Annotated in this window: 22 protein-coding genes; 6 read left to right on the top strand and 16 right to left on the bottom strand. The window is 74.0% G+C overall.

Annotation, left to right across the window (positions count from 1 at the left end; genetic code table 11):
- Positions 1-102: 102 nt before the first annotated feature.
- The 4 genes from ACQEUU_RS20280 to ACQEUU_RS20265 form a co-directional block, all read right to left on the bottom strand.
- Positions 103-2,559, bottom strand: a complete 2,457-nt coding sequence (locus ACQEUU_RS20280; protein ID WP_433068112.1) for a cation-translocating P-type ATPase — start codon at positions 2,557-2,559, stop codon at positions 103-105.
- 388 nt (positions 2,560-2,947) lie between these two features.
- A complete protein-coding gene (locus ACQEUU_RS20275) occupies positions 2,948-3,460 on the bottom strand; it encodes a flavodoxin family protein (protein WP_433068110.1) in 513 nt (170 codons plus the stop codon).
- A 34-nt stretch (positions 3,461-3,494) separates the two neighbouring features.
- Positions 3,495-4,082 (bottom strand): CBS domain-containing protein, encoded by a 588-nt coding sequence (locus ACQEUU_RS20270; RefSeq protein ID WP_433068108.1) that lies wholly within the window; start codon positions 4,080-4,082, stop codon positions 3,495-3,497.
- The gene (locus ACQEUU_RS20265) at positions 4,079-4,915 is read right to left on the bottom strand and encodes a universal stress protein (RefSeq protein WP_433068106.1); all 837 of its coding nucleotides are present in this window, start codon (positions 4,913-4,915) and stop codon (positions 4,079-4,081) included. Before ACQEUU_RS20265 ends, ACQEUU_RS20270 begins: the two co-directional genes overlap by 4 nt.
- A 324-nt stretch (positions 4,916-5,239) precedes the next feature.
- On the opposite strand from ACQEUU_RS20265, the gene ACQEUU_RS20260 reads away from it, so the two are divergent.
- The gene (locus tag ACQEUU_RS20260; RefSeq protein WP_433068104.1) at positions 5,240-5,530 is read left to right on the top strand and encodes a hypothetical protein; all 291 of its coding nucleotides are present in this window, start codon (positions 5,240-5,242) and stop codon (positions 5,528-5,530) included.
- Here ACQEUU_RS20260 and ACQEUU_RS20255 read toward each other — a convergent pair.
- The 3 genes from ACQEUU_RS20255 to ACQEUU_RS20245 form a co-directional block, all read right to left on the bottom strand.
- Positions 5,476-6,687 carry an MFS transporter gene (locus ACQEUU_RS20255; RefSeq protein WP_433068103.1) on the bottom strand — a complete coding sequence of 404 codons (1,212 nt, stop codon included), beginning with the start codon at positions 6,685-6,687 and terminating at the stop codon, positions 5,476-5,478. The genes ACQEUU_RS20260 and ACQEUU_RS20255 overlap by 55 nt on opposite strands.
- Positions 6,688-6,956: 269 nt before the next feature.
- On the bottom strand, positions 6,957-8,027 hold the full coding sequence (locus tag ACQEUU_RS20250; RefSeq protein WP_433068101.1) for a hypothetical protein: 1,071 nt from the start codon (positions 8,025-8,027) through the stop codon (positions 6,957-6,959).
- Positions 8,024-9,073 carry a ThiF family adenylyltransferase gene (locus ACQEUU_RS20245; RefSeq protein WP_433068100.1) on the bottom strand — a complete coding sequence of 350 codons (1,050 nt, stop codon included), beginning with the start codon at positions 9,071-9,073 and terminating at the stop codon, positions 8,024-8,026. Before ACQEUU_RS20245 ends, ACQEUU_RS20250 begins: the two co-directional genes overlap by 4 nt.
- Before the next feature lie 355 nt (positions 9,074-9,428).
- Between ACQEUU_RS20245 and ACQEUU_RS20240 the strand changes: the two genes are divergently transcribed.
- Positions 9,429-10,322: a TIGR03619 family F420-dependent LLM class oxidoreductase gene (locus ACQEUU_RS20240; RefSeq protein WP_433068098.1), complete on the top strand. Its 894-nt coding sequence runs from the start codon at positions 9,429-9,431 to the stop codon at positions 10,320-10,322.
- On the opposite strand, the gene ACQEUU_RS20235 is transcribed toward ACQEUU_RS20240, so the two are convergent.
- Positions 10,309-11,580, bottom strand: a complete 1,272-nt coding sequence (locus ACQEUU_RS20235) for an alpha-amylase family protein (protein WP_433068096.1) — start codon at positions 11,578-11,580, stop codon at positions 10,309-10,311. The genes ACQEUU_RS20240 and ACQEUU_RS20235 overlap by 14 nt on opposite strands.
- A gap of 80 nt (positions 11,581-11,660) precedes the next feature.
- On the opposite strand from ACQEUU_RS20235, the gene ACQEUU_RS20230 reads away from it, so the two are divergent.
- Entirely contained in the window at positions 11,661-12,197 is a 537-nt protein-coding gene (locus ACQEUU_RS20230) for an NUDIX hydrolase family protein (protein WP_433068094.1), read from the top strand.
- An 8-nt stretch (positions 12,198-12,205) separates the two neighbouring features.
- Here ACQEUU_RS20230 and ACQEUU_RS20225 read toward each other — a convergent pair whose 3' ends face one another.
- The gene (locus ACQEUU_RS20225) at positions 12,206-12,331 is read right to left on the bottom strand and encodes a hypothetical protein (RefSeq protein ID WP_433068092.1); all 126 of its coding nucleotides are present in this window, start codon (positions 12,329-12,331) and stop codon (positions 12,206-12,208) included.
- A gap of 158 nt (positions 12,332-12,489) precedes the next feature.
- Here ACQEUU_RS20225 and ACQEUU_RS20220 point away from each other — a divergent pair, with 158 nt between their 5' ends.
- Together ACQEUU_RS20220 and ACQEUU_RS20215 are read left to right on the top strand one after the other, a co-directional pair.
- The gene (locus ACQEUU_RS20220; protein WP_433068091.1) at positions 12,490-12,696 is read left to right on the top strand and encodes a hypothetical protein; all 207 of its coding nucleotides are present in this window, start codon (positions 12,490-12,492) and stop codon (positions 12,694-12,696) included.
- Positions 12,693-13,649, top strand: coding sequence for an SDR family NAD(P)-dependent oxidoreductase (locus ACQEUU_RS20215; protein WP_433068089.1), 957 nt, complete (start codon positions 12,693-12,695; stop codon positions 13,647-13,649). Before ACQEUU_RS20220 ends, ACQEUU_RS20215 begins: the two co-directional genes overlap by 4 nt.
- Positions 13,650-13,706: 57 nt before the next feature.
- On the opposite strand, the gene ACQEUU_RS20210 is transcribed toward ACQEUU_RS20215, so the two are convergent.
- Positions 13,707-14,576 (bottom strand): AraC family transcriptional regulator, encoded by an 870-nt coding sequence (locus ACQEUU_RS20210; RefSeq protein ID WP_433068087.1) that lies wholly within the window; start codon positions 14,574-14,576, stop codon positions 13,707-13,709.
- A gap of 196 nt (positions 14,577-14,772) precedes the next feature.
- Here ACQEUU_RS20210 and ACQEUU_RS20205 point away from each other — a divergent pair, with 196 nt between their 5' ends.
- Positions 14,773-15,864 carry an SAM-dependent methyltransferase gene (locus ACQEUU_RS20205; protein ID WP_433068086.1) on the top strand — a complete coding sequence of 364 codons (1,092 nt, stop codon included), beginning with the start codon at positions 14,773-14,775 and terminating at the stop codon, positions 15,862-15,864.
- A gap of 28 nt (positions 15,865-15,892) precedes the next feature.
- Here ACQEUU_RS20205 and ACQEUU_RS20200 read toward each other — a convergent pair whose 3' ends face one another.
- The 6 genes from ACQEUU_RS20200 to ACQEUU_RS20175 form a co-directional block, all read right to left on the bottom strand.
- Positions 15,893-16,642, bottom strand: a complete 750-nt coding sequence (locus tag ACQEUU_RS20200) for a pentapeptide repeat-containing protein (RefSeq protein WP_433068084.1) — start codon at positions 16,640-16,642, stop codon at positions 15,893-15,895.
- A 75-nt stretch (positions 16,643-16,717) separates the two neighbouring features.
- Complete coding sequence (locus ACQEUU_RS20195; protein WP_433068082.1) at positions 16,718-17,362, bottom strand: response regulator; 645 nt, start codon at positions 17,360-17,362, stop codon at positions 16,718-16,720.
- Entirely contained in the window at positions 17,353-18,465 is a 1,113-nt protein-coding gene (locus ACQEUU_RS20190) for a sensor histidine kinase (protein WP_433068081.1), read from the bottom strand. The genes ACQEUU_RS20195 and ACQEUU_RS20190 overlap by 10 nt, the downstream gene beginning before the upstream one ends.
- Before the next feature lie 11 nt (positions 18,466-18,476).
- Complete coding sequence (locus ACQEUU_RS20185; protein WP_433068079.1) at positions 18,477-19,238, bottom strand: ABC transporter permease; 762 nt, start codon at positions 19,236-19,238, stop codon at positions 18,477-18,479.
- Positions 19,235-20,131, bottom strand: coding sequence for an ATP-binding cassette domain-containing protein (locus tag ACQEUU_RS20180; protein ID WP_433068078.1), 897 nt, complete (start codon positions 20,129-20,131; stop codon positions 19,235-19,237). The genes ACQEUU_RS20185 and ACQEUU_RS20180 overlap by 4 nt, the downstream gene beginning before the upstream one ends.
- 94 nt (positions 20,132-20,225) lie before the next feature.
- Positions 20,226-20,894: a class I SAM-dependent methyltransferase gene (locus ACQEUU_RS20175; RefSeq protein WP_433068076.1), complete on the bottom strand. Its 669-nt coding sequence runs from the start codon at positions 20,892-20,894 to the stop codon at positions 20,226-20,228.
- Positions 20,895-21,235 lie beyond the last annotated feature (341 nt).

Below are 21,235 nucleotides of genomic sequence, written 5' to 3'. Positions count from 1 at the left end.
GGGGCCGTCGGCCGCCCTCGGCGGTTCACCCGGCTCCATCGTCACCCGACGGCCCGCTACCCGGGCAGGGCCGCCGGTCACCCCCGCCGAGGACCTTGGCCCTTAACCGGACGCCCGCTTTACCCAGGGAAGGACCCGTACGAGGTCGATGAGGAACGGCGTGAGCAGCGCGGCGGCGACCGCCATCGCCCAGCCGATCGGCGGGACCGGCGCCAGCGCGAGCAGCGCGCCGAGGGGCGGCACCAGCGTGACCACGCACTGCAGCGCCAGCGTGCCGAGCACCGCGATCATGATCGCGCGGCCTCGCCACCAGCCGCTCTCGAACGTCCAGCGGCGGGCCCGCACCACGTAGGCGAGGGTCAGCCGGGCGAACACGAGCGTGAGCACCGCCTGGGTCCTGACCTGCTCCTCGCTCCAGCCGAGCGAGCGGGCCACCTCCACGGCGGCGAACGCGAGCAGGCCGACGATGAGCGCGCGCACCGCGATGCCGGCCAGCACCCCGCCGGTGAGCAGCCCGCCCCGGCTCGGCCGGGCCTCCAGCGGGTCGCCGGGCGCGCGGTCGACGCCGAGCGCGATGGCCGGGATGCCGTCGAGCACCAGGTTGATCCAGAGCAGCTGCACCGGCAGCAGCGGGATGACCAGGTCAGGCCAGGCGAACAGACCGACCAGCACGAGGAAGATCTCCGCCAGGTTGCCCGCCAGCAGGTAGCCGATCATGGAGGAGACGTTGTGGTGCAGCCGGCGGCCCTCGCGCACACCGGTGACGATGGTGCCGAGCTCGCCGTTGGTCACCACGACCGCGGCGGACTCCCTGGCCACGTCGGTGCCCTCGTCGCCGGCCAGGGCGATGCCGACGTCGGCGTTGCGCAGCGCGGGCGCGTCGTTGACGCCGTCGCCGGTCATCGCCACCACCTGGCCGTCGGCGCGCAGCACGCGCACCAGGTCGAGCTTGGTCTTCGGGTCGACCCGGGCCAGCACGCCGGCCTCGCGCAGCCGCCGGTCGCGCTCGTCGCCCTCCTCGGCGAGCTCGGTCCCGGTGACGACCGGGTCGGGGTCGATGCCGACGTCCACGGCGACGGCGCGGGCGGTGTCGGCGTGGTCGCCCGTCACCATCATGACCCGGATGCCGCCGCGCCGGCAGTCGGCGATGGCGTCACGGGCGGAGGCGCGGACCTCGTCGCTAAGCCCGAGCAGGCCCACGGGCCGCAGGTCGCCGGCGTCGAGGTCGTCGGTGTCCTTCCCGGCGACGGCCAGCACCCGCAGCCCTTCGCGGGCCAGGCCGGTGACGGCCTCCTCCAGCCGCCGGCCGGCCTCGCCCGGCGCGCACCGGGCCAGCACCGCCTCGGGAGCGCCCTTGACGGTCAGCACGGGCCGGCCGGTGGCGGCGTCGCGGGTGACCGCGGCCATGGACCGGGTGTCGGCGTCGAACGGGCGGGTGGCGAGCCTCGGCTCGTCCGGTACGACGCCGTGCCGGGCGGCGGCGGCCAGCAGCGCGACGTCCACCGCGTCGCCTACCCCGTCGCGGGCGTCGTTGGCGCGGGCGGCGGCCCGCCACAGGTTCTCCCCCGGCAGCTCGACGTGGTCGGTCACCGTCAGGCGGCCCGTGGTCAGCGTGCCCGTCTTGTCGGAGGCGATGACGGTGGTGGCGCCGAGCGCCTGGATGGCCGAGAGTTTGCGCACGATCACGCCCAGCTTGGCCATCCGCTGGGATCCGAGCGCGAGCGCCGTGGTGACGGCCGCCGCCATGCTCTCGGGCACCGCGGCGATCGCCAGCGCCACCCCGGCCAGCACCAGGTCGATCCAGACGATGCCGCCCCTGGCCAGGCCGAGCACCACCATGATGACGCCGGCGGCGACGGCCAGGACGCCGATGCGCTTGGACACCTGGGCCAGCTCCACCTCCAGCGGGCCCTTGACCCGGGTGTGCAGGGCGGAGGCGATGCGGCCCATCTCGGTGCCGGAACCGGTGCGCTCCACCACGGCCAGGCCGGAGCCGTGCACCACCAGGGTGCCGGAGAACAGCGACCCGTCCCGGTCGCCGAGCGGGCCTTCGACGGCGCCGCCGGCCCGTTTGTTCGCCGAACGGGACTCGCCGGTGAGCATGGACTCGTTGACGGCCAGCGAGGACGCCTCGACCACGCGGGCGTCCGCGGGCACCCGGTCTCCGGCGGCCACCTCCACCACGTCGCCCGGCACCACCCCGGCCGCCTCGATGCGGCGTACGGTCCCGTCGCGGCGCACCTTGGCCATGGGCGCGGTGAGCGACCCCAGCGACCGTACCGCCTGCTCCGCCTTGACCTCCTGGGTGACGCCGATGACCACGTTCACGATCAGGATGGCGACGATCGCCGCCCCCTCCGGCACCTCGTTCAGCACCAGGAGCGTCACCCCGCCCGCGATCAGCAGCAGGATGGACAGCGGGTCGGCGAGCTGGCGGACCACCCGCAGCGGCAGCGACGGCGGCCTGGTTTCGGGCAGCTTGTTGGGGCCGTGCTCGTGGAGCCGGGCGGCGGCCTCGGACTCGCTGAGGCCGTACGTGGCAGGCGTGGTCACGTCCATCGGGTGCGCGCGGATGATGTCACGCGCTCCTCCCCCCTGTAGGCGTCGGTCAGCAGGCCGCCGTGGCGGCCACCGGCAGGCAGGCGGCGGGCTCGACGGGATGTCCGGCGCCCACCACCACGAGAGGGCAGGGCGGCCAGCGCAGACAGGCCAGATCTTCCATGTCTCCATCCTCCGAGCCGGGCAGGGCATTCCGGCAGGGCCGTTCTTCCCGGTTCGGCGGGGCCTTTGGTCAGCGCGGGCCGCCGGCCCGGTCCTCTCCCGGCCCGGCCGGCGGAGGGGTCAGAAGGCGTGGGCGGGCGAAGTCGGTGTTGTCGATGACGACTCGGCACCGTGGGCGCACGGCCGGTTCAGCGCACCGAAGGCCGGTCAGTGCGCGTAAGGCCGGTCAGCGGACCGCGAAGGAGGCCGCGAGGGTCTCGCCCCACTCGCGGGCCCGGTCCAGTTCGCCGGCCACCAGCGGACCCTTCGTCCCGACGACGTAGAAGCTGTGCGCCGGGGCGGCGCTCCTGACGCCGAGGCGGCGCAGCCGGTTGGCGGCGCCCCGGGCGGCCGACCCCGGCAGGCGGGGCTTGGCGACCCGGGTGTCGAAGGCGGCCGCGGCCAGCCGGGCGGAGCCGGTGCGCAGGCCGGACAGCCACTCCCGGATCCCGATCCCCCGCGACACCAGCCCTTGCGGGGCGTCGTCGGCGGCGGAGCGGCGGGTGGCGGCGCGGCTCATGGCGAAGGCGTGCGTGGGACCGCCGGCCACGAGCAGCGCCACGTCCTCGTCGATGATCCCTGGCGCCGAGCCGACCTCGACCACCTCGGCCCGCATCCGCTCGGCCAGCCCTTCGGCCACGGCCTCGGCGATCTGCCGGGTGTTGCCGTACATCGACTCGTAGACGACGAGCGCGCGCATGGCGGGCCTCCTGTTTCGGCGAAGGACGAGTCGTTCAGGGAAGGACGGGCTGGAGGTGGAACATGCCGGTGATGATCTCGCCCGGCTCGTCCGGCTCGTCCCTGGGCTCGACGCGCCCGGCGACGGCGGCGAGCACGTCGCGGGCGGTGATCAGCCCGACGAGGCCGCCGGCGCGGACCACGGGAACGGCGTCGCAGCCGGCGTCCAGCATGACGGCGGCGACCCGCTCCAGCGTGGCGCCGGGGCCGACGCGGGGCCGGCGCCGGCCGGTCAGCAACGAGCCGACCTGGCGTTCGGACTGTTCCCGCGGCCCGCCCGACCAGGTCTCGGCCAGGTCCTCGCGGGTCAGGATGCCGAGCACGTGCCGCCCTTCGACGACCGGCAGGTGGTGCACGTCGGCGCGGCGCATCAGCTCCCACGCCATCAGCGGCGACTCACCGGGCTCGACGGCGACCAGGACGCGGCTCATCACCTGCTCGGCGGTGAGCCGCGCGGCCTGCGGCGGGCCGGCCGGGCGCTCGGCCGGCCGGCGCTGCGCGTGCTGCCGTGCGGCGCGCGGCCAGTCGCCGGCCGGACCGTTGCCGGCCGAGGTCGGGGTGGGACGGACGGTGGCGCTGGTCATGAGTCCTCCTCCGGTCGCGGGCGGACGACGGCGACGGGGCAGCTGACGTGGTGCAGCACGCCGTGGCTGACGGAGCCGAGTACGGCCGCCGCCAGCCCGCCCAGCCCGCGCGAGCCGACGACGACCAGGTCGGCCTCCTCGGCCGCCTCGATCAGCAGCGCGACGGGGTGTTCGCACGCCTGCGCGTCGGTGATCCGCACGTCGAGGTTCCGCTCCTGCCATGGGGCGATCCGCTCGCGCGCGGCGTGTTCCTCCTCGCGCATGACGTCCTCGATCAGCGAGTTGTACGTGACCGCGTACGGGGAGAACACCGGCATGGTCCAGCCGTACACGACGCGCAGTTCGGCGTCGCGGTGGCGGGCCTGGTCGATGGCGTACTCCATGGCGGCGTCGGCGTGCTCGGAGCCGTCGTAGCCGACGACCACCAGCCCGCGCTCGACCGGGGTGGAGCGCACGACGACCACCGGGCCTTCGGCGTGACCGGCCACGGCCATGCCGACCGAGCCCATCACCAGGCCCTTGAATCCGCCGAGCCCCCGGCTGCCGAGGACGAGGCTCTCGGACTTGGCCGACTCGGCGAGCAGCGCCGGGGCGACCTGGCCGGTGAGCAGTTCGGTCGTGACCTCCACGCCGCCGAGGGCGCGCGCCCGGTCGGCGGCCACGTCCAGGATCTCGGCGCAGTGCTCGGTCCCGTCGGAGCCGTGCCGGCCCCGCTCGCAGACGTGGACGATGCGCAGGCTCAGTCCTCTGCGGCGGGCGTCGGCGGCTGCCCACTCCACCGCTGCCGTCGCCGGCGCCGATCCGTCCACGGCGACCACGATCTGCCGGGTCATCACGCGCTCCCTTCACCGGTGTCTCCGCTCTCATCTTCAGTCTCACCAACGGCGGCTCCCGCCGCCCGGGGACGAAGACCCTGAAACAGATGGCCTTTGGTCCCAACAGTTCCCGAACAGCACCTGGACAGCACCCGGACGGTCTCCCCGACGCCTCTTTGACGACCCCTGGACGCCACTCCGGACGCTCTCGGACGGACGGGGCGTACCGCTGGATCGCCGCCCGATCCCTGGTTCATGCGAAGATCTCGGTCATGAACGGCCGACCGTCCGCCGAGCCCGCTTCCCGCCCGGGTCGTCGTCCACGGCCGCCTGGTGTGTCCCGTGTACGGGATCGAGCTGGACGATCCGTCGACGCTGGCGCTGGTGGTGTCCCTGTACTACGGCGGCGTCCACTTGGTGGGCTTGTTGTGGGGATGCGCCCTTCTCGTCCTGGCGGCGGCGATGCGCAGGGCGGCCTGGGGCCGCGCGGTCGTGATCGTGGGCGTGGTCGCGGGCCCGGCGCAGCTCGCCGGGTCCGTTCCCTGGCTCCTCGGGCCCGCGCGCGTCCTCCGGTCCCGTCACCCGCCGGTTGACCGGTTCTGTGCGCGGGCGCGCAGGATGAACCAGGAGTAGACGAAGGCCCCGCACGCCACCGCCGCCAGCAGCATGAGCCCGATCGCGTACGATCCGGTCGCCTGGTAGATCAGCCCCATCACGATCGGCGGCAGGAACCCGCCGAGCCCGCCGGCCGCACCCACCACACCGGTGGCGCTGCCGACCATCGCGACCGGCACGGCCCGGCCCAGCACCGCGAACACCGCGCCGTTGCCCAGCCCCAGCGCCACCGCCATCGCCAGGAACCCGACCGTCGCCACCGGCATGCCGGGCGCGAACGAGACCAGGATCGCGCAGACGACCACCGCCGCCAGCACGTACGACAGCACCACCTCGCCGCCGATCCGGTCCGACAGCCAGCCGCCCACCGGACGGGCCAGCGTGGCCAGCACCACGAACCCGGCCGAGCGGGCCGCCGCGTCGGCCACTGTCAGCCCGTACACGCTCTGCAGGTACAGCGGCAGGTAGACGCCGAAGGCGACGAAACCGCCGAAGGTCAGCGCGTACATGCCGGCCAGTTCCACGGTCACCCGCATGCGGGCGGCGTCGGTGAACCTCTTCAGGAACGGCTCGGCTGCCGGCTTGGTGCCGGGCGCGTCCCGGCCGACCAGCAGGAAGACCAGGCCCGTCACGGCGAGGGCCGCGGCGACCACGTAGAAGGGGGTGCGGCGGCCGAACTGGTCGGCCAGCCAGGGCGTGGCGAAGCCCGAGATGGCCGTGCCGATGTTGCCCATGCCGAAGATGCCCAGCGCCAAACCGCGTCGTTCCGGAGGGAACCACGCGTTGACGAACGGGACGCCGATCGCGAACGTTGCGCCGGTGACGCCCAGCAGCAGCCCGCCCACCAGCAGCAGGGGGTAGGTCTCGGCGAAGGCGAGGAACACCACCGGGATCACGCCGATCAGCGACGTCACCCCGAACACCAGCCGGCCGCCGTAGCGGTCGGTCAGCGCGCCCAGCACGATCCGGCCCAGCGATCCGACGATCACCGGGATGGCGACCAGCACCGACACCGCGCCGGCGGTGAGCCCCAGCGACTCCTGGTAGACGGGGCCCAGAGGGCTGAGCAGCGCCCAGGCCCAGAAGTTCACCGCGAACGCGAGGGTGGCCAGGGTCAGCGCGGTGACGCGGCCGGCGGTGGTCGTTCCCGTGGCGGCAGGTGGTGCGGCGGGCATGGTGGCGTCCACCTCCAAGAGAACGCTGGGGCCTCGCAGCCTTCTCGCCCTCCCATGCCCGCAGAAGGGTCTCCGGTCCCGCGAGGTTGGTCCAAGCGACGATCAGCTTCGGACATCTTCCGGCGAGGAACCGGTCATGCCTGCCCCGAAGCGACCAGGAAGCGACCCGGCGCGCGGACGGCGACGGGGGCGGCGTTTTATCGGGAGGTCGTGAAACAGGTAGGGAGAATTACCGCGATAAAACAGGAAACATTGGCTTCCTCATACCGTCACGAAAAACGGCGAATCCACCGGAGAAAACGGCGGGCCAGAATCACCAGATAAAGCACCCATCCGACGCTTATCACCGCGAGAGTGGCCATCGGTTCCCACCATGACCCGGCCGCCAGCTCCGCCGCCGCCCGCCCGCACACCGCCACCGTGATCGGCACCGTGTAGAGGGCGAAGAACGCCAGCCCCAGCACCCGTCCCACGACCAGGAACCAGGCGTACACGCGCACGCTCAGCCGCGCCCCGCCGCCCCGCCCGCGCAGGTGCGCCTGCGCGTCGGCCATGAGGTTCTTGTTCCCGCTGGCGTTGGCGAACACGTAGTACACGTCCGTACGCATGAAGAACAGGAACTGCCAGACCACCTGCGCCAGGCAGATGACCATCACCAGCCGCGCGAGCGCCGCCCCGGTCGCGTACAGGACGCACGCCGACAGGCAGATGAGCGTCCAGTCGACCCGCATCCCCGCCAGGTAGGCCCGGTAGCGGGCCCGCCGCGGCACCCCCCACACCCCGGTCATCCGGGTCTGCACCACCAGGAACTGCAGCCGGGTGCCCAGCGACAGCTCGGCCCGCACGCCCAGCGAGCGCGCGGCGGCGATGTGGCCCAGTTCGTGCAGGAGCACCAGGATCCACGATCCGGCGGCGAACGCCAGCGTGAACGTCAGGCTCCCCGTCCACACCAGCGCCGTCACGTCGGGCCGCACCCGAGGCTCGGCCACGGCGGCCGCCAGCGCGCACCCGGTGAGCAGCAGCAGCGCCACGTCGGCGGGACGGGAGAAGAACCAGGCCACGTGCCGCGGGCGGATCCGGTCCCACACGTTCGGCGCCCGCCCGGCCCGCCGCAGCAGCCCCGCCCCCTCCAGCCCGCCCACGAAGGCGGCCACGTCCACGTCCACGCCGCGTTCGGCCCGCACCCGCTCGCGCGCCTGCGCCACCGTGCGGGTGCCGTCGAGCACCGCCACCACGGCCGCCGCCACGGCCGGGACGTGCACGAACGTCTCCCCGTTGCCGATCACGTAGTCGTCCGGCCCGTCGGCCACCACCGTCAGGAAGGACAGATCGGTGTTCACCCGCAGACCCCGCACCCGTCGTACCGGGGGAACTCCCTGATCGTGGTGGTCAGCGTCAGCAGGTCGAGCCAGACGCCGCACCCCTCGACCGCCGGGACCCCGGCGCCCGCCAGATAGCGGATCACCTCGGAGGCCAGCATCCCGGACACGATCTGGCACAGCGGCCCGAAGGACGGGATCACCCGCTCCGGGTTGTCGCCGACGGGCAGCTCCGCGCTGCCGTACCGGGCGGCCAGCGACCGTTCCTGGCAGGCCAGGCAGCCGGTCTTGCCGGGCACCACGAGCGGCCCGGCCAGGCCGACGTGCTGATTGAACCCGCCCGTCACGAACGGCACCCCGGCCTCCACACAGGCCCGGTTCACCCAGCGGGCGATGTCGGGCCGCGGCGTGTCGACGGTGTTGACCACGAGGTCGGCGGCCGTCACCACGTCCTCAGGCCCGGTGATGCGCCGGTCCACGACGGTCACCCGCACGTCCGGGCGGTGCGCCCGCAGCCGCCGCGCGGCCGCCGCCGTCTTGAGCTCGCCCACGTCGTCCGCCGCGTACAGGTGCTGGCGGTGCAGGTTGCTCTCCTCCACCCGGTCATGGTCCAGGAGCGTGAGCCGGCCGACGCCGCCGGTGGCGAGCTGGAGGGCCACGGCCCCGCCGATCGCGCCGACGCCGAGCACCGCCACATGGGCGCGGCGCAGCTCGCCGAGCGCGGCGGTGACCTCGGCCGCGGGCCGGAACATGGACAGGAACAGCGCGAAGCGGGAGAGCCCGGTGTCAGCCGCCAGCGCGCCGAGCTCGTCGTCGGTGACCAGGACCCGGGCCTCCAGCAGCCGCGCCACCGCCGCGTCGATCTCCTCCGGGGGCACCTCGCCGATCTGCGCGTACAGGTCGGCCCGCTCGACCGGCTCGCGGGCGCACAGCCGGATCAGGCGGCGCAGCGGCGCGGCGGCCGGGTCCAGGATCAGGCCGGTCGGCGGGAAGTCCCCCAGCCGCACCTGCTCATGCGCGTCGTCGATGAAAAGGGGGAAAGCCGGATTCACCTGAATCCTGGGCATGGAGGCGGCTCCCGTCGGCATGAAGGCGGGGCCCTCGCGAAGAGGGCCCCGCGACGGTCAGCAGCTGTTGCTGTTACCGGTGGTCTCGACTTCTTCGACCTTTCTGATCTCGATCGTCATGCGCGATCCCTCCGTAGATCGTGTCGGCCGATGTGATCGTAAGGAGAATCGCCGGAAACAGGGAGGCCCAATGACGCACTGTGCGGTTATTGATGCCCTAAGTCGCAGAATTTGGTGTTATTTCTTTTAAAATTCATTCAACGCGACTGCCTTTACGATGTAGATCATAAGCTGGGAACCCCATCAGTTATAAGATTCATCTGATAGTCCCAGGCCGGCAGCCGGAGGAGCCCCCGTGAAGTTCACCGTCGAGTACCCGGTCAGCGTGCCCGGCTACGACCCCGCCCTCGTCCGTCCTGACGGGATGCGGCAGGTCGTGCGGGCGGCCGAGGAGGCCGGGTTCGCCGCCGTCGGGTTCACCGAGCACCCGGCGCCGTCGAAGAAGTGGCTGGACGCCGGCGGCCACGAGAGCCTCGACCCGATCGCCGCGCTGAGCTACTGCGCCGCCGTGTCGGAGCGGATCCGGCTGATGACGTACCTGCTCGTGCTGCCGTACCACAACCCGTTCCTGCTGGCCAAGAGCCTGGCCACGGTCGACCTGCTGTCGGCCGGGCGGCTGACCGTGGTGGCCGGGGCGGGCTACCTGCGCTCGGAGTTCCTGGCGATGGGGGTGGACCTGGCCGGGCGCAACGCCCGCTTCGACGAGTCGATCGAGGTGATGCGGGGCGTGTGGACGACCGTGCCGTTCGACCACCACGGGCCGATCTTCGAGGGCCGCGGCGTGGCCGCGCTGCCGGCGCCGGACACGCCCGGCGGTCCGCCCATCTGGATCGGCGGCAACAGCGCGACGGCCCGCCGCCGGGCCGCCCGCCACCAGGGCTGGAGCCCTTTCCTGACGACCGCCGAGAGCGCCCGTACCGCCAGGACCTCGCAGATCACCACGATCGGGCAGCTCGCCGGGCACGTCGCGGAGGTCCGCGAGCTGGCCGGGCGGGCGATCGAGGTGCAGGTGCGCACCCCCGCGCACCGGTACATGATCGACGGCGGCTCGGTCGAGGAGCACCGCGACCATCTGGGCCGGCTGGCGGAGGCGGGCGTCACCTCGTTCGTCGTGCAGCCGCCGGCCGCGAGCGTGGCGGCCACGGTCGACGCGCTGCACGACTACGCGCGGACGTTCAGCCTCCGGTGAGGATCGTCCAGCCGTGCGCGGGCACCAGGCGGGGATCGGCCGCGTCAGCGCCGGAGCTCTCGGCGACCGCGAGACCCGAGACGTCCACGGGGAACAGGTAGGGCTCGGGGCCGCAGTTCAGCAGGGTCAGCAGCCTGCCGTCGCCGGAGCTCTCCAGCGCCATCGCCGTGTTGGTCAGGTGGGGCACGGCCGTCCTGGCGCGGGTCAGCCACGGGTGGCTTCGGCGCAGCGCGATCAGCCGCCGGTGGAGCCGGTGGACGGGCCGTCCGTCCGGGCCGAGTTCCTCGGGGACGGCGGGGAAGGCGGGCCTGATCGCGTCGTCGCCGCCCGGCCGCTCCTCCTTCAGCCCGCGCAGGCCCTGCTCGTCGCCGTAGTAGACGCTCGGCACGCCGCCCACGGTGAACAGCACGGCCAGCGCGTGACCCAGGTGGCGCTCGTCGTCGAGCCGGGTGGCCAGCCGGGTCACGTCGTGGTTGCCGACGAAGGTCAGCGGGACGAACGACTCCAGCAGCGCGTCGTGCCGGTCCAGCGCCCAGGCCAGCTCGTAGAGGTTGCGGTCGTTCAGCGAGCTCCAGACGGCCTTCCACAGCTCGTACTGGGTGACCGAGTCCAGCCCGCTCTCGGCCACGTAGGCGGCGTAGTCGCCGTGGATCACCTCGCCGACGAAGCACGCCTCCGGGTGGCGCGGGCGCACCTGGGCCAGCGCCTTGTGCCAGAAGGAGGCGGGCATCGCGTATGCGGCGTCGAGCCGCCAGCCGGAGGCCCCGCGGTCCAGCCAGTGGTCCATGACGCCGACCACGTACTCCAGGACCTCGGGATGGTCGTGGTTGAGCTCGACCAGCCCGTGGTGGCCCTCGAACGTGGCGTGGCCGCCGTCCCGGGGCACGAACCAGTGCGCCGAGCCCGGATCGGCGAACCTCGGGTGGCCCCTGCCCACATGGTTGAACACGCCGTCCAGGACGAGCCGCAGCCCGTGGTCGCGGGCGGCGCGAACCAGCCGGTCGAAGTCCGCCTCGTCACCGAGCCGGGGGTCGACGCGGAAATGGTCCAGCGTGTCGTAGCCGTGCGTCTCCGACGCGAAGATCGGCCCGAGCTGCAGCGCCGAGCAGCCCAGCTCGGCGGCGTAACCCAGCCACGACTCCAGGTGCCGCAGGCGGTGGCGAACCGGCGTGCCCGGCGGCGGGGCCGCGGGCTCGGCGCCGGTGAAACCCAGCGGGTAGACCTGCCACCAGACGGCTCCCTGCTTCCACCACGTCACACCGGTGAGCCTACGCCGACACCCGCCGCGCTCCGGACTCCGCTGACCGGCCACGATCCGGGGAACAGTACGATCAGCGAGTGACCGAGATTACCGAGACGGTGCCCGGCTGGCTCGCTCCGGAGGAGCTCGAGTCGGTGCGGGGCCGCATGCCGATCCTGTACGTCGACGCGGTTCCGGTGCGGGTGGACGACACCGGCGTGGTGACCCGCGTCGGGCTGCTGCTGCGCATCGCGCCCGACGGGACCGTCAGCAGGGCCCTGGTCTCCGGGCGGGTGCTCCACCACGAGCGGATCCGCGACGCCCTGCTGCGCCACCTGGAGAAGGACCTCGGACCGGTGGCGCTGCCGAGTCTGCCCGTGTCTCCGGCTCCGTTCACGGTGGCCGAGTACTTCCCGACGCCCGGCGTCACGCCTTACCACGACCCGCGCCAGCACGCGGTCTCGCTGGCCTACATCGTGCCGGTCCGCGGCGACTGCCGGCCCCGGCAGGACGCGCTGGACCTGGTGTGGTTCACCCCCGAGGAGGCGGCCTCGCCGATGGTGCAGCAGGAGATGACCGGCGGCCAGGGGGTGCTGCTCAAGCAGGCGCTCGCCCACGTCGGCCGGCTGCCCTGACGCCGTGCTCAGTGGTGCAGCCCCCGCTTGCCGGGGGCCCAGAACGGTTTCACCGTGATCGAGGTCCGCGGCCGGTTGCGCTCGCGGACCAGATAGTTCCTGACAAGCTGGCAGGTCCGCGCCTCCCCGGCCACGTAGGCGGCGCCCGTGTTGCCGGGCGCAGCCCGATCCCGTCTCCCCCGTACAGGTAGGCGCGGAGCTCGATGGCGCGCTCGCGCGACGCGTAGTCCCAGATCGTGTACGTGCGCAGCGTGTCGCCGGGCTGCAGCAGGCCGCGCAGCGAGAGCGGGTCGTGATCTTCGCCGAGCTGTGGGAGACGGAGGGGTTCCGGGTGCCCGAGCTCGGCGAGCTGGCCCCCGAGCTGCGCGACCAGCTCGCCGCCTACACCGCCGCGATCGTTCGAGGAGTGCCTGCGCGAACTGGCGGAACGGCTCGACCAGCCGTACGAGCCGCCGGCTTGACCTGGAGCGCACTCCACTTCGTAGCCTCGGCTCCATGACCACAGCGCAGCAGAGGATCGGATCCGGTTTCGGCGCCCGCACCACCGCCCGCGAGGTGCTGCACGGCGTCGACCTGACCGGCAGGCTGGCCATCGTCACCGGCGGCTACTCGGGGCTCGGCCTGGAGACCACACGGGCGCTCGCGGAGGCGGGGGCGCGGGTCGTGGTGCCCGCCAGGCGGCCGGAGCAGGCCGCGAAGGCGGTCGCCGGCATCGGCGGGGTTGAGGTGGACGCGCTCGACCTGGCCGACCTCGGCAGCGTGCGCGGCTTCGCCGGGCGTTTTCTCGGCTCCGGCCGCGACGTGCACATCATGATCAACAACGCGGGGGTGATGGCCGCCCCGGAGACGCGGGTGGGGCCGGGGTGGGAGCTGCAGTTCGCCACCAACCATCTGGGCCACTACGCGCTGGTCAACCTGCTCTGGCCGGCCCTACGGCGCGGCGGCGGCCGGGTGGTGTCGGTGTCGTCGAACGCCCATCGCATGACCGGCATCCGCTGGGACGACGTCCACTTCGCCGCCGGGTACGACAAGTGGTCGGCGTACGGGCAGTCCAAGAGCGCGAACGTGCTGTTCGCCGTCCACCTGGACCGGCTCGCGGCGCCCTCCGGGGTGCGCGCGTTCTCCCTGCACCCGGGCAGCATCCTGACGCCGCTCCAGCGGCACCTGCCCAAGGCGGAGATGGTGGCGGCGGGCTGGATCGACGAGGAGGGCAACCTGGTCGCCGACAGCTTCAAGACGCCGGAGCAGGGGGCGGCCACGCAGGTGTGGGCGGCGACGTCGCCGCGGCTCGACGGCCTGGGCGGCCTCTACCTGGAGGACTGCGACGTGGCGGAGCAGGCCGACGACGCGGGCGCGGGGCCCGGCGTGCGCCGCCACGCGACGGACCCCGGCGAGGCGGCCCGGCTGTGGCGGCTGTCGGCCGACCTCACCGGCGTCGACGCCTTCGCCTGACGCGAACCCCCACGACCACCCGTCCGGCCATCACCCGCCCGGCGATCGGGCGGGTACTCATGGGCGGGCGGCCGGGGCCGGCGTCCGGGTGGTGGCGGCTCGGCGGTAGGCGCCGGGGGCGAGTCCGTACTCCCGTTTGAAGGCGTGCGCGAGCGCGGGCTCGGAGCCGTAGCCGACCTGGGCGGCTATGGCGGTGAGCGGCGCGTCCGTGTCGCGGAGCAGCCGGGCGGCGGTGGTCAGCCGCCACCAGGTGAGGTACGCCAGCGGCGGCCGGCCCACCAGCGCGGCGAACCGCCGGGCGAACGCCGCCCTGGACAGCCCGCCTCTCCTGCCCAGCTCCTCGACGGACCACGGCCGGGCCGGGTCGGCGTGGACGGCGCGCAGGGCCGCGGCCACGGCGGGGTCGCGCAGGGCAGCCGCCCAGCCGCCTGGCCGCCCCGCCAGCCAGTCCCGCAGGAGGTAGAGCAGCAGCAGGTCGAGCAGCGCCGGCAGGGCCGCGTCGCCGCCGGGGCCGGGCGCGTCGAGTTCCTGACCGAGCAGGTCGACGGCCGCGTGCAGCCCCGGGTCGCGGCCCACCTTGGCGGGCAGGTGCAGGAGTTCGGGCAGCTCGGCGAGCAGCGGGTGGGCCCGGTCCACGTCCATCGGACAGCCGCCGGACAGCAGCACGGTGGTGCCGCCTGGCGGCGCGGACGGGCAGGCGGTCAGCCCGTGCGCGGCGGCTCTGGGCAGGAACGCCACGTCGCCCACCGTGAGCGGCACCGGCTCGGCGTCCGGGGGCAGCAGCAGGCACGAGCCCTGCAGCACGACGTGGAACGCGGCCCCCTCCCCCGCCGGGACGCTGTCGGCGAAGGGGGTTTTCCTGATGACGCGGCCGGCGTGCGGGCGGCCGGTCCGCGCCGCGGTGACCGCGTCCGACAGCACGTCCATGCCGGGGAGCATAACGCTAGACGCTCCCGCAAAACTGACGCACCCTGGAGTATCAGTCGTCTTCCGGGCGAATCTCACATCTCGCGTCACGGGCCGGCGGCCGAGATGCCTTGATACCAGTACTTTTCCCTATTGCCGCAGGTCGGCTGGGTAGATGCTCTCTCGTGGCCGTCATCCACCGAAAGCGAGACCCGCCATGTCCACCGACCTCATCCTCGACGCCGAGCGCACCGCCCGGCTGGCGGACCGGTTGTTCGAGAGCACGATCGGCGCCCTTGAGCTCTACTCCGTGTACCTGGGCTCCGAGCTGGGCCTGTACCAGGTGCTGCACGATCGGGGCCCGCTCACTCCCGCCGGGCTCGCCGGCGCCGCCGGGATCGCGCCCCGGTACGCCCGCGAGTGGCTGGAGCAGCAGGCCGTCGCCGGGCTGCTCGACGTGCGGGAGACGCCCGGCGCGGAACGCGCCTTCGCACTGCCGCCCGAGCACGCCCCGGTGCTGGTGCACGCCGACGACCCCGCGCACGTCGCCCCGTTCGGGCACCTGGTGGCCGGCATCGGCGGCGTGCTTGACCGGGTCGCGGACGCGTACCGGACCGGCGACGGGGTTCCGTACTGCGCGTACGGGCGCGCGTTCCGGCACGGGCAGGGCCGCATCAACCGGCCCGCCTTCACCCACGACCTGACCGGCACGTGGCTGCGGGCGCTGCCCGACGTGGTGGAGCGGCTGGGCGCGGCGCCCGCCCCGCGTGTCGCCGACGTCGGCTGCGGGCAGGGCTGGTCCACGCTCGCGCTGGCCCGCGCCTTCCCCGGCGCCCGGGTGGACGGCCTGGACCTGGACGCCGCCTCCGTCGCCGACGCCCGCGCCCACGCCGAGCAGGCCGGGCTCGGCGATCGGGTCCGGGTGCTGCACGCCGACGTGACCCGGCTGCCGGAGACCGGCCCGTACGACCTGGTGGTCGTCCTGGAGGCGCTGCACGACATGACGCGGCCGGTGGAGGCGCTGCGCGCGATGCGCGCCGCCCTCGCCGACGGCGGCGCGGTCCTGGTCGCCGACGAGCGGGTGGCGGACGCGTTCACCGCGCCGGGCGACCAGGTCGAGCGGCTGATGTACGGCTGGAGCGTCACGCACTGCCTGCCCACCCAGCTGACGGACCGGCCGACGGCCGCGACCGGCACGGTGTTCCGCGCGGACGCGGTACGGGAGCACGCCTCCGAGGCCGGTTTCGCCCGCTGCGCGGTGCTGCCGGTGGACGACGACTTCTTCCGCTTCTACCGCCTGGACCGCTGACCGTCACACGGACCGGCGGCGTGCCGGGTCAGTGGGCGGTCCAGTGGCCGGGCCGGTCGAGGGCGGGCGGCAGCTTCGTGGCGGCGTCGCCCTCGGCGGAGCCCAGCTGGGACCGGGTCAGGAAGAGGCTGCCCGTCAGGTCGGCGCCGCTCAGGTCGGCGGCGCGCAGGTCGGCCCCGATGAGGTCGGCCCGTCGCAGGTCGGCGCCCTTGAGCTGGGCGCCGATGAGGTAGGCGCCGCGCAGGTCGGCGCCACGCAGGTCGGCGCCCCTGAGGTCGGCGCCCATCAGGTCCGCTCCCCTGCGCTTCTTGCCGCGCAGCCCGGCGCGGGCCAGCTCGCTGGCGCGCAGCAGCAGCGGGTTGGCCCGCGCGCGGCAGGCTGCCACGTCGACCGCGAGGATCTCCTCGGGGGTGCCGCGGGTGAGCCGTTCGATCTCGTCGAGGCGCTCGCGCAGGCCGGGGCGCAGGGACCGGGCGGCGGGCAGGGCGAGCGCCTCGGCGAGGTACCACAGCAGCTCGTGGAGCTGCCGCACCACCGGGAAGACGGCGAACATCTGACGGGCGGACCCGGGCCGACGCCGCCAGTCCTGACCCGCGTACACGACCTGCGAGACCTTCTGCCCCGCGCCGAAGCAGTCGTAGGCCACGCAGCCGGGGTAACCCTCGCGCCGTAGGTCGCGGTGGATGCCGCAGCGGAAGTCGGCCCCCAGGTTGCGGCACGGCTCCCCGGCCGCCTTGTCGGCCGCGAAGTCGGCGGAACGGGAGAAGGGCAGCGCCACGCAGCACAGCCCGGAACAGCTCCCGCAGTCGGCTCGGAGATCGTGGAGATCGTGCACGCGTGTCGTCGCCCCCGGTCAGTCGTCCAGATAACGCAGGATCGCCAGCACCCTGCGGCTGTAGGCGGGGGCGGCCGGCAGCTCCAGCTTGTCGAAGATGGCTTGGATGTGCTTCTCGACCGTGCTCAATGATACGTGCAGGGATGCGGCTATCGCCCCGTTGGCGTACCCCTGCGCCAGCCGGTGGAGCACCTCGCGCTCGCGGCCGGTGAGCCGGCGCAGCGGGTCGGCGCGGCCGGTGCGGGCCAGCAGCTGGCGGACCACCTCGGGGTCGATGACGGTGCCGCCGGCGTGCACCCGCTCCAGCGAGTCGAGGAACTCGGCCACCTCCGACACCCGGTCCTTGAGGAGGTAACCCAGGCGGTCGCCGGACCCGGCCAGCAGCTGGGCCGCGTACGTCTTGTCGACGTACTGCGACAGCACCAGCACGCCCACCTCGGGCCAGCTCTCGCGGATGCGCAGCGCGGCGCGCAGACCGTCGTCGGTGTGGGTCGGCGGCATCCGCACGTCGACCACGGCCACGTCGGGCCGGTGCGCGGCGACGGCCTCGACCAGGGCGGGCGCGTCGCCGACCGCGGCCACGACCGCGTGGCCGGCGTCCTCCAGCAGCCTGGCCAGCCCTTCACGGAGGAGCACGGAGTCCTCGGCCAGGATCAGTCGCACGGCGGCTCCCTGGGCAGGGTCGCGCTCACCCGGGTGCCGCCGCCGGCGGGACTGACCACCTCGAACGTGCCGTCGAGCGCGGACACCCGGCGGGCCAGCCCGGACAGGCCGCCGCCGGACGGGTCGGCCCCGCCCGCGCCGTCGTCGGAGACGTCCACCCGCACCGCCTTCCCGTCCTCGCCGATCACGACCAGGATGTCACGGGCGCGGGCGTGCTTGACGGCGTTGGTGATCGCCTCCCTGGCGACGAAGTAGAGCGCGGTCTCCACCTCCGGCGCCGGCCGCCCGTCGAGCCGGTAGTGCAGGATCACGGGTACGGGCGAGCGCTCGGCCACCCCGGCGAGCGCGGCGCGCAGCCCCAGCTCGTCGAGCGCGGTCGGATAGACGCGCCAGGCCACGCTGCGCAGCTCGTCCAGAAGCCGGCGCGCCTCGGCGTAGGCCTGGTCCACCAGGTCGGCGGCGTCGGCGGGCCGGTGCCGGGCCCGGCCCAGCAGCATGGCCAGGGCGACGCCGCGCTGCTGGACGCCGTCGTGCAGGTCACGCTCGATGCGGCGGCGCTCGTCGTCGACGGCGCGCACGATGCCGGAGCGGGTGGCGGTCAGCTCGGCGATGCGCCGCCGCATCCGCTCCCGTTCACCGGGACCGAGGAAGCGGGCGGCCAGGCGCCGTTCGACGGCCACGGTCGCCCAGCAGGCGAGCGCCGCGAGCGCCGCCAGCAGGGCGCCGTACGCCAGGCCGACGACCAGGCTGTCGGTGACCAGGTTGACGCCCGGGAAGCGCAGCGCCACCGGAGTGGCGGACCCGGTCGCCAGGACCCACCCCGCGCCGGCCACGAACAGCCCGCCGACGAAGCTCGCCGCCACCGTCAGGTAGCCGCCGGCCAGGCCCACGGCCGCGCGTGCCGCCAGGTAGGCCACGTGGCGGCCGTCGCCCGGCTCGGTGTCGTACCCGAGCAGGGTCCGCAGCCGGGCGCGTTCCAGCGCCACCAGCCGCGGCGCCCAGCGCGCCCGGAGGGGCCAGGCCAGCGCGAGGAGCAGCAGCTCGGCTCCCGCGGTGACCGCCCCGGCCACCACCCCGGCGAACCTGCGCAGGATGACGTCCACGGCTCGGCAGTCTAGGCGTCGCGCCGGCGCAGCACCGCGTGGCCGGCGGCCAGGGCCAGCGCGGTCCAGACGGCGAGCCAGGCCAGGCCCTCGCCCGGCGGGTACGGAAGCAGCCCGCCGGTCAGGTTGTCGGTGCTCTCCAGGAACGCCATCCCGGCGAACGTCGGCAGCCGCAGCGCCACCTCCATCGCGACCGCGCCGCCTGTCATCACCAGCAGCAGCGGCAGCCCGAGCGTCACCATGAACAGCACCGCGAGCGCCCCGGCCGAGCCGCGCAGCGCCGTGCTCACCCCCACCGCCAGCACGCCGATCAGCGCGTGGAAGACGCCGAGCCGCAGCAGGTCGGCCGCGGCCTCGGCGGGGGCGAGGAAGGGAGGCGCGGGGAACACCGGCGCGAGCAGCACCAGGTACGTGCAGAGCGCGGCGACGGCCCCGGTCAGCACCCCGGTCGCGAACAGCACGGGCGCCACCACGATCGACTTGGCCGCGAGCATCCGCCCGCGCACCGGCACCGCCTGCAGCGTGGGCCTGATGGTGCCGGAGGCGTACTCGGTGGTGACGGCCAGCACGGCCAGCGTGATGGACGCGTACTGGGAGAACAGCATCACCGACACGGCGGGCTCGGTGGCCTGGACCGGCGGCTGTTCCATCGCCGCCGCGCCGCCCAGGGTGATCGCGCCGAGCACGCTCACCAGCACGCCGCCGGCCAGGCACAGCCAGGTGGAGCGGATCGACCGGAGCTTGACCCATTCGGCCGCCACCGCGTTCCTCATCGTGCCACCCCGTACTCGACGCTGCCGGCCGTCAGCTCCTGGAAGGCCTGCTCCAGCGAGGGCTCGCGCGGGCTCAGCTCGTGCAGCCGGACGCCCGCGTCGTGGGCGAGGTCGCCGACCCGGGCCGCGCTCGCGCCGGTGACCAGCAGGTCGTTCTCGCCGCGCCGGACGGCCGTCAGGCCCTCGGCGGCCAGGCGGGCCGCCAGGTCGTCCGCATGCGGGGTGCGCACCAGCACCTCGGTGGCGGCCAGCAGCCGCGACAGCGGCGCGTCCGCGAGCAGCCGTCCCCTGCCGATCACCACGAGGTGGTCGGCGGTGAGCTGCATCTCGCTCATCAGGTGGCTGGAGACGAACACGGTGCGGCCCTCGGCGGCCAGCGACCGCATCAGCTCGCGCACCCAGCGCACCCCGTCCGGGTCCAGCCCGTTGACGGGTTCGTCGAACATGAGCACCTCCGGGTCGCCGAGCAGCGCCGCCGCGATGCCCAGACGCTGGCTCATGCCCAGCGAGTACGTGCCGGCCCGTTTGCCGGCCACCGGCCCCAGCCCCACCCGCTCCAGCACCTCGGCGACGCGGGCGGCGGGGATGCCGTTGGCACGGGCGAGCGCCAGCAGGTGCGCCCCGCCGCTGCGGCCGGGATGCACGGCGCGGGCGTCGAGCAGGGCCCCGACGACGCGCAGCGGGCGGTCGAGCCGGTGGTACGGGACGCCGCCGACGAGCGCGGCGCCGGAGGTGGGCCGGTCCAGGCCGAGGATCATGCGCATCGTGGTGGACTTGCCGGCGCCGTTCGGGCCGAGGAAGCCGGTGACGGCGCCGGGCCGTACCCGCAGGGTGAGGCCGTCGACGGCGGTGCGCTCGCCGTACCGTTTGGTGAGCCGGTCAAGGGTGATCATGTGATGTCACGGTAGGCGGGCCTGGACGCCGCGACCACGAGGCCGCCCGCCGACTCGTATGGCGGATTCCCGTATCGCGCCCGGCGCCCGCCGGTCAGGACGCGCCGGTCGAGCCCGCTGCCCGCGCCTCGTAGACGGACACCGAGAACGGCCGGTGCCCCGAGTCCTCCACCACCTCGCTCACCGGGGACAACGGCCCGGCGTGCACGAACCGGTGCAGCCGCCTCGCCTCCGGCCACGGGTGCACCAGCACCAGCACCCCGCCGGGGGCGACCAGGCGGGTCAGCTGCGCGCTGGCCAGCCGCAACCGGTCGCGGCGGCCGAGGTAGTAGAGCGTCTCGGCGCAGAACACCAGGTCGTAGCGGTGCTCGGAGGTGAAGGTGAGGAGGTCGGCGGCCAGCAGCGTGGTCCGGCCGGCGGCCTTGGCCACCCGCTCGGCCGCCCTGGCCAGCGCCCGCTCGGAGATGTCGAGTCCGGTGACCTCGGCCTCCGGGTAGGCGTCCACCAGCAGCCCGGTGAAGACGCCCTCGCTGCACCCCACCTCCAGGATCCGCCGGTAGCGGCCGCCGGGGACCTGCGCGAGGGTGGCGGCGTACTTGGCCTGCTCGTACGCGTCCGTCCCCATGCGCCACGGGTCGGGATTGCGGTGCCACCAGTCGAAGTAGCGCCGCAGGAGCGCGCCCTGGCCCCTGGATCCCAGCAGGGAGAGCGTGCGGAAGGCGGTGCGGTGCAGGAGATCGCCCACCCGTTCGACGCCTGCCATGCTTGACCCCTCTTCGTGTCGGAACCCCCCGGCCGCCTTCAGTCTGCATGATCTGATCGCCACGCGAGCGGCACCGCCGCCGCGGACTCCGGGCAGGCCGGTCGTCAGCGCCGGTCGTCGGTGCCGGTCGTCGGTGCCGGTCGTCGGTGCCGGTCGTCGGTGCCGGTCGTCGGTGCCGGTTGGCAGGATGCGGCCATGACCGCCACCCCGCCCCACACCGTCCTGGCCGACGGCGCGGCGCTTCGCCGTCGTGACTGACAAGACTCATGACTATGCGTCCGCACCGGATCCCCGAAGATCGCAGGCATGTCATCCCTGCTCACGCAGCCTTCAAGGCGGAG

Origin of the sequence: Nonomuraea sp. CA-218870 (genome assembly GCF_050936535.1) — a bacterium.
Classification (GTDB): Bacteria; Actinomycetota; Actinomycetes; order Streptosporangiales; family Streptosporangiaceae; genus Nonomuraea; species Nonomuraea corallina.
Note: the sequence above shows the minus strand (reverse complement) of the source record. Positions and strands in the feature narration are given on the sequence as shown.